This window comes from Marinobacterium marinum (genome assembly GCF_013868415.1).
Classification (GTDB): domain Bacteria; phylum Pseudomonadota; class Gammaproteobacteria; order Pseudomonadales; family Balneatricaceae; genus Marinobacterium; species Marinobacterium marinum.
Window position 1 is genome coordinate 72,235 of record NZ_JACEMT010000032.1, and the last position, 6,449, is coordinate 78,683.

Below are 6,449 nucleotides of genomic sequence, written 5' to 3' on the forward strand. Positions count from 1 at the left end.
GCGGTGAATTGGCGTAATGGAGCAAAGGTGCGTAAGTTTACACCTTTGCTGCACGCTCTTCAATGCGAACAAGCGACCAAGTTTTGGTCTTTGACAGCGGACGGGATTCGGCGATAGTCACCAAGTCACCCGCCTGACACTCATTCTTTTCATCGTGAGCATGCAGTTTGGTGGAGCGCTTCACAAACTTACCGTAGATCGGGTGTTTTTCTTTACGCTCAACCAGAACTGTGATGGTCTTATCCATCTTGTCACTGACGACCTTACCGGTCACAGTACGAGTACGTTTTTCCGCGCTCATTTAGTCACCTGCTTTTCGTTCAGTAGAGTCTTAACGCGAGCAATGTCGCGACGAACCTGACCCAGCAGGTGAGTCTGTGCCAGCTGGCCAGTCGCCTTCTGCATACGCAGGTTGAACTGGTCCTTCAGAAGACCCAGCAGAGCCTGCTGAAGCTCTTCAACGGACTTGTCACGCAGTTCAGCAGTATTCATTACATCACCGTCCGCTTAACAATGGTTGTAGAAACAGGCAGCTTGGCAGCAGCCAGCGCAAACGCTTCAGCAGCCAGTTCTTCCGGTACTCCGCTCATTTCGAACAGAACCTTACCCGGCTGAACCTGGGCAACCCAGTATTCTACGCTACCCTTACCCTTACCCATACGCACTTCCAGCGGCTTACCTGTGATCGGCTTGTCCGGGAAGACACGGATCCAGATTTTACCACCACGTTTTACGTGACGGGTCATGGTACGACGGGCCGCTTCAATCTGGCGAGCAGTGATACGGCCACGGCCGGTCGCTTTCAGTGCAAATTCACCAAAGCTGACCTTGCTGCCGCGCTGTGCCAGGCCACGGTTGCGACCTTTCATTACCTTGCGGTATTTCAGTCGTTTCGGTTGCAGCATTGACGTCTACCTCACTTACCTTTCTTCTTGGGCGCGTTCTTCTCGGCACGTACCTGTTCGATACCGCCAAGAATCTCACCCTTGAAGATCCAGACTTTAACGCCGATCACACCGTATGTGGTGTGGGCTTCGTAGGTAGCGTAATCAATGTCCGCACGCAGAGTATGCAGCGGTACACGACCTTCACGATACCATTCAGTACGCGCGATCTCGGCACCACCGAGACGACCGCCTACCTGAATTTTGATGCCCTTGGCGCCCTGACGCATCGCATTCTGAACCGCGCGCTTCATGGCACGACGGAACATCACACGGCGTTCCAGCTGGTTGGCAACGCTCTGTGCAACCAGTTTCGCATCCAGGTCCGGCTTGCGCACTTCTTCGATGTTGATGTGAACAGGCACACCCATCATCTGAGAAACAGCGTTGCGCAGCTTTTCAACGTCTTCGCCTTTCTTGCCGATCACGATACCCGGACGAGCGGTATAAATGGTGATCTTGGCATTCTGTGCCGGACGCTCGATTTCGATGCGACTTACAGATGCGTTTTTCAGCTGCCCATCCAGGTACTTACGCACCTGAAGGTCATTCAGCAGCTTGGTAGAGTATTCAGCCTTGTCGGCGTACCATACAGAAGTATGGTCCTTGACAACTCCAAGCCGAATACCGGTTGGATTGACTTTCTGACCCATTTTGAATTCTCCTAGCAATCAGCTCTTAGTCTGCCACCTTGACGGTGATATGTGACGTACGCTTCAGGATGCGATCAGCGCGACCCTTGGCACGCGGCTGGATACGCTTCATGGTCATCCCTTCATCAACAAAGACAGCTGACACGCGCAGGTCATCAATATCGGCACCTTCGTTATGCTCCGCATTCGCGATAGCAGATTCCAGAACCTTCTTGACCAGGTGTGCACCTTTCTTCGTGCTGAACGCCAGGATATTCAGAGCTTCGCCCACAGATTTACCACGGATCTGATCAGCGACCAGTCGGGCCTTCTGGGCGGAGATGCGGGCGCCTGTGTGCTTGGCGATAACTTCCATCATCTACCCCCTTACTTCTTCTTGGCCTTCTTGTCGGCTGCATGACCGCGGTATGTACGTGTCGCAGCGAACTCGCCCAATTTATGACCAACCATGTCTTCAGTGATGAACACCGGGACATGCTGACGGCCGTTATGTACTGCAATGGTAAGACCAACGAACTGCGGAAACACAGTTGAACGACGAGACCAAGTCTTGATCGGACGACGTTCGTTAGCTTCGATTGCAGCTTCTACCTTCTTCAGCAGGTGAAGGTCGATAAAAGGACCTTTCTTCAGTGAACGTGGCACAGCTGATTCCTCTTATTTAGCCTGACGACGGCGTACGATCAGTGCATCAGTACGCTTGTTCTTGCGAGTCTTGTGACCCTTGGTCGGCACGCCCCACGGAGTCACCGGATGACGACCACCAGAGCTACGACCTTCACCACCACCATGCGGGTGGTCTACCGGGTTCATCGCCGCACCGCGAACGGTAGGACGAACGCCACGCCAGCGACTGGCACCAGCTTTACCCAGACGACGCAGGCTGTGCTCGGAGTTGCTCACTTCACCCAGGGTCGCACGGCACTCGGTCAGTACCTTGCGAGTCTCGCCAGAACGCAGACGCAGAGTCGCGTATGCACCTTCACGAGCTACCAGCTGTGCAGAAGTACCTGCAGAACGCGCGATCTGAGCGCCCTTACCCGGCTTCAGTTCTACGCAGTGAACGGTGCTACCCAGCGGAATGTTACGCAGCGGCAGGGTGTTACCATTCTTGATATCCGCATCTTCACCAGAGATGATGCGATCACCGGCCTGCAAACCTTTCGGCGCGATGATGTAGCGACGCTCACCGTCAGCATACTTCACCAGCGCGATGTTGGCAGAGCGGTTCGGATCGTATTCAACACGCTCGATCTGAGCCGGAATACCATCCTTGTTGCGACGGAAGTCAACAATACGGTAATGATGCTTGTGACCACCACCGATATGACGAGTCGTGATACGACCGTTATTGTTACGACCACCCGTCTTGCTTTTCTTTTCGACCAGCGCAGCAAACGGCTTGCCTTTATGCAAACCTTCGCTGACCACTTTAACGACGTGACGACGTCCAGCAGAGGTCGGCTTTGCTTTAGTAACTGCCATGGTTCAACCCCTCGTTATTCGCCTGCCAGGAAATCGATTTCAGAGCCTTCGGCCAGACGAACATACGCTTTGCGAACATCGTTGCGCTTACCCATGCCACGCATGGTGCGCTTGGTTTTACCCTTGATGTTCAGAACGTTGACGCCTGCGACCTTAACGTTGAACAACTCTTCAACGGCCTGTTTGATTTCCGGCTTGGTTGCATCTTGAGCCACACGGAAAACAACCTGTTCGCTGCCTTCAGCTACAATTGTGGCCTTTTCAGAGATGTGCGGTCCGAGCAGCACTTTATAAATGCGTTCCGGGTTCATGCCAACACCTCCTCAATTTTCTTCAGAGCAGGAACTGTCACCAGCACCTTCTCGAAACCAACCAGGCTAACCGGGTCGATACCAGCAGCATCGCGCACGTCCACATGCGGAACGTTACGTGCAGCCAGATACAGATTCTGCTCGACATTTTCGGTGATCAGCAGAGCATTGCCCAGCTTCAGCTCTTCCAGCTTGGCAACAAACTGCTTGGTCTTCGGTGCTTCCAGCTGGAAGTCTTCAACAACAACCAGACGCTCCTGACGCACCAGCTCAGACAGAATGCAACGCATGGCAGCGCGGTACATCTTCTTGTTCACTTTCTGAGCGAAATTGCGCGGCTGAGCAGCGAATGTAACACCACCCGCACGCCACAGCGGTGAACGGCTAGTACCCGCACGGGCACGACCGGTACCTTTCTGACGGAAAGGCTTGGCGCCACCACCAGATACCGCGGAACGGTTTTTCTGCGCTTTGCTACCCTGACGGCCGGCTGCCATATAGGCAGTCACAACCTGGTGCACCAGCGTCTCATTGAACTCTTTACCAAATGCCAGATCGGATACTTCAACCGATCCAGTGGCTCCAGTCAGATTCAGATTCATGGCAAACCTCCTCAGGCGCGTGCTTTAACAGCAGGTTTAACGATGACATCGCCGCCAGTGGCGCCCGGGATCGCTCCCTTGACGATCAGCAGGTTACGCTCAGCATCAACACGTACGACTTCCAGAGTCTGTACGGTGCAACGCTCGGCACCCATGTGACCGGCCATCTTTTTACCTTTGAAGACACGACCCGGGGTCTGGCACTGACCAATGGAACCCGGAGCACGGTGAGAGATAGAGTTACCATGAGTCGCATCCTGAGTACTGAAGTTCCAGCGCTTAACGCCGCCCTGGAAACCCTTACCCTTGGATTGACCGGTAACGTCAATCTTCTGACCTGCTTCGAAGCGCTCAACAGTCAGCGCATCGCCAACGTTGATTTCCTCGTCACCATTCAGGCGGAACTCCCACAAACCGCGACCGGCTTCAACGCCAGCCTTGGCAAAGTGACCTGCTTCCGGCTTGCTCAGGCGGTTTGCCTTTTTGCTACCGGTAGTCACCTGCACCGCCGCATAACCGTCTTTTTCGACAGTCTTGACGTTGGCCACACGATTCGGTTCCATCTCGATGACGGTGACTGGCACGGACACGCCATCTTCTGTGAAGATGCGGGTCATACCCGCTTTACGTCCGATAAGTCCTACAGACATGTTTTTACCTCTTGCCAGTTGTGTACGGGGCTGTCACCCACTATGGCTGCCCTTTTCAGGGACATTCCACAAATAGCGCTTCATTAATTGAATAATTCTGCGCAGTGCGTATTAGCCGAGGCTGATCTGCACTTCAACACCCGCAGCGAGATCCAGTTTCATCAGAGCATCAACAGTTTTTTCTGTCGGTTCAACGATGTCCAGAACACGCTTGTGCGTACGAATTTCGTACTGATCACGCGCATCTTTATTGACGTGCGGTGAAACCAGTACGGTGTAACGCTCTTTGCGAGTAGGAAGTGGGATCGGACCACGCACCTGAGCACCCGTCCGCTTGGCAGTCTCAACGATCTCCTGAGCGGATGAGTCGATCAGGCGATGATCAAAAGCCTTCAGACGAATTCTGATTTTTTGGTTCTGCATTCTGATCACGCATTTCCTGTAAGTTTTTTAACGGCAATAGCCGACCTCCCTTCGATTGAAGGGGACGCAAATTTTACTCACTGTACCGGTTAGCGTCAACTAAAAGTTTACTTTTTAACCAGCCCGCAACAATTTGCCAGGTCGACCACAAAAAAGCCCTCCGAAGAGGGCTTTTCAGATCAATCAAACGAGATGATTACTCGATGATTTTAGCTACTACGCCGGCGCCGACGGTACGACCACCTTCACGGATGGCGAAACGCAGACCGTCTTCCATCGCGATCGGGTTGATCAGGGTAACAGTCATCTGGATGTTGTCACCCGGCATGACCATTTCAACGCCTTCCGGCAGTTCGCACGCACCCGTGATGTCAGTGGTACGGAAGTAGAACTGCGGACGGTAGCCTTTGAAGAACGGAGTGTGACGACCGCCTTCTTCCTTGCTCAGTACGTAGACTTCGCCTTCGAACTTGGTGTGCGGAGTGATTGAACCCGGCTTGGCCAGAACCTGACCACGCTCAACTTCGTCACGCTTGGTGCCACGCAGCAGCGCACCAACGTTCTCGCCTGCACGACCCTGGTCCAGCAGCTTGCGGAACATCTCAACACCGGTACAAGTCGTCTTGGTGGTGTCCTTGATGCCGACGATTTCGATTTCGTCACCAACGTTCAGAATACCACGCTCGATACGACCGGTTACTACGGTACCACGACCGGAGATAGAGAACACATCCTCGATCGGCATCAGGAACGGCAGGTCAACAGCACGCTGCGGCTCAGGAATGTACTCGTCCAGAGTCTCAACCAGCTTCTTGACAGCTGCCTGACCGAAACCATCCTGATCTTCGCCGTTCAGTGCTTTCAGCGCAGAACCTACGATGATCGGAGTGTCGTCACCCGGGAAGTCGTACTGGTCCAGAAGTTCGCGAACTTCCATTTCAACCAGTTCCAGCAGCTCTTCGTCATCAACCATGTCTGCCTTGTTCAGGAAGACAACGATGTACGGTACACCAACCTGACGAGACAGCAGGATGTGCTCACGTGTCTGCGGCATGGGGCCGTCAGCAGCAGAACATACCAGGATAGCGCCGTCCATCTGAGCAGCACCGGTGATCATGTTCTTAACGTAGTCGGCGTGTCCCGGGCAGTCTACGTGCGCGTAGTGACGGGTCGGTGATTCATACTCTACGTGTGAAGTAGAGATGGTGATACCACGCTCACGCTCTTCCGGTGCATTATCGATACCGTCGAAGGCAACGGCGTCGCCGCCCCATACTTCTGCACAAACACGAGTCAGTGCAGCAGTCAGAGTGGTTTTACCGTGGTCAACGTGACCGATGGTGCCCACGTTAACGTGCGGCTTGTTACGTTCAAATGATTG

General features: G+C 53.8%; 12 protein-coding genes. All 12 read right to left on the bottom strand.

All coding sequences use genetic code 11. The features are described 5' to 3' along the window. Nucleotides 1-37: 37 nt before the first annotated feature. Nucleotides 38-301 carry a 30S ribosomal protein S17 gene (rpsQ, locus tag H1S06_RS02065; protein ID WP_181736712.1) on the bottom strand — a complete coding sequence of 88 codons (264 nt, stop codon included), beginning with the start codon at nt 299-301 and terminating at the stop codon, nt 38-40. Continuing rightward, a complete protein-coding gene (gene rpmC / locus H1S06_RS02070; RefSeq protein WP_181736714.1) occupies nt 298-492 on the bottom strand; it encodes a 50S ribosomal protein L29 in 195 nt (64 codons plus the stop codon). The genes rpsQ and rpmC overlap by 4 nt, the downstream gene beginning before the upstream one ends. Beyond that, nucleotides 492-905, bottom strand: a complete 414-nt coding sequence (rplP, locus tag H1S06_RS02075) for a 50S ribosomal protein L16 (RefSeq protein WP_181736716.1) — start codon at nt 903-905, stop codon at nt 492-494. The genes rpmC and rplP overlap by 1 nt, the downstream gene beginning before the upstream one ends. Nucleotides 906-916: 11 nt before the next feature. Beyond that, entirely contained in the window at nt 917-1,597 is a 681-nt protein-coding gene (gene rpsC / locus H1S06_RS02080; RefSeq protein ID WP_181736718.1) for a 30S ribosomal protein S3, read from the bottom strand. 25 nt (nt 1,598-1,622) lie between these two features. Further along, nucleotides 1,623-1,955 carry a 50S ribosomal protein L22 gene (gene rplV, locus H1S06_RS02085; protein ID WP_456085591.1) on the bottom strand — a complete coding sequence of 111 codons (333 nt, stop codon included), beginning with the start codon at nt 1,953-1,955 and terminating at the stop codon, nt 1,623-1,625. Between the two features lie 8 nt (nt 1,956-1,963). Next, nucleotides 1,964-2,242 (bottom strand): 30S ribosomal protein S19, encoded by a 279-nt coding sequence (gene rpsS / locus H1S06_RS02090; protein WP_010324100.1) that lies wholly within the window; start codon nt 2,240-2,242, stop codon nt 1,964-1,966. Nucleotides 2,243-2,254: 12 nt separating this feature from the next. After that, nucleotides 2,255-3,082 (bottom strand): 50S ribosomal protein L2, encoded by an 828-nt coding sequence (gene rplB, locus H1S06_RS02095; protein WP_181736720.1) that lies wholly within the window; start codon nt 3,080-3,082, stop codon nt 2,255-2,257. A gap of 14 nt (nt 3,083-3,096) precedes the next feature. Then, entirely contained in the window at nt 3,097-3,393 is a 297-nt protein-coding gene (gene rplW / locus H1S06_RS02100; RefSeq protein ID WP_181736722.1) for a 50S ribosomal protein L23, read from the bottom strand. Beyond that, on the bottom strand, nt 3,390-3,995 hold the full coding sequence (gene rplD, locus H1S06_RS02105; RefSeq protein WP_181736723.1) for a 50S ribosomal protein L4: 606 nt from the start codon (nt 3,993-3,995) through the stop codon (nt 3,390-3,392). Before rplD ends, rplW begins: the two co-directional genes overlap by 4 nt. Before the next feature lie 11 nt (nt 3,996-4,006). Beyond that, complete coding sequence (gene rplC, locus H1S06_RS02110; RefSeq protein WP_181736725.1) at nt 4,007-4,645, bottom strand: 50S ribosomal protein L3; 639 nt, start codon at nt 4,643-4,645, stop codon at nt 4,007-4,009. A 111-nt stretch (nt 4,646-4,756) separates the two neighbouring features. Beyond that, nucleotides 4,757-5,068 carry a 30S ribosomal protein S10 gene (rpsJ, locus tag H1S06_RS02115; RefSeq protein ID WP_181736727.1) on the bottom strand — a complete coding sequence of 104 codons (312 nt, stop codon included), beginning with the start codon at nt 5,066-5,068 and terminating at the stop codon, nt 4,757-4,759. Nucleotides 5,069-5,264: 196 nt separating this feature from the next. Then, a partial coding sequence (gene tuf, locus H1S06_RS02120; protein ID WP_181736729.1) for an elongation factor Tu occupies nt 5,265-6,449 on the bottom strand: 1,185 nt, incomplete at its 5' end.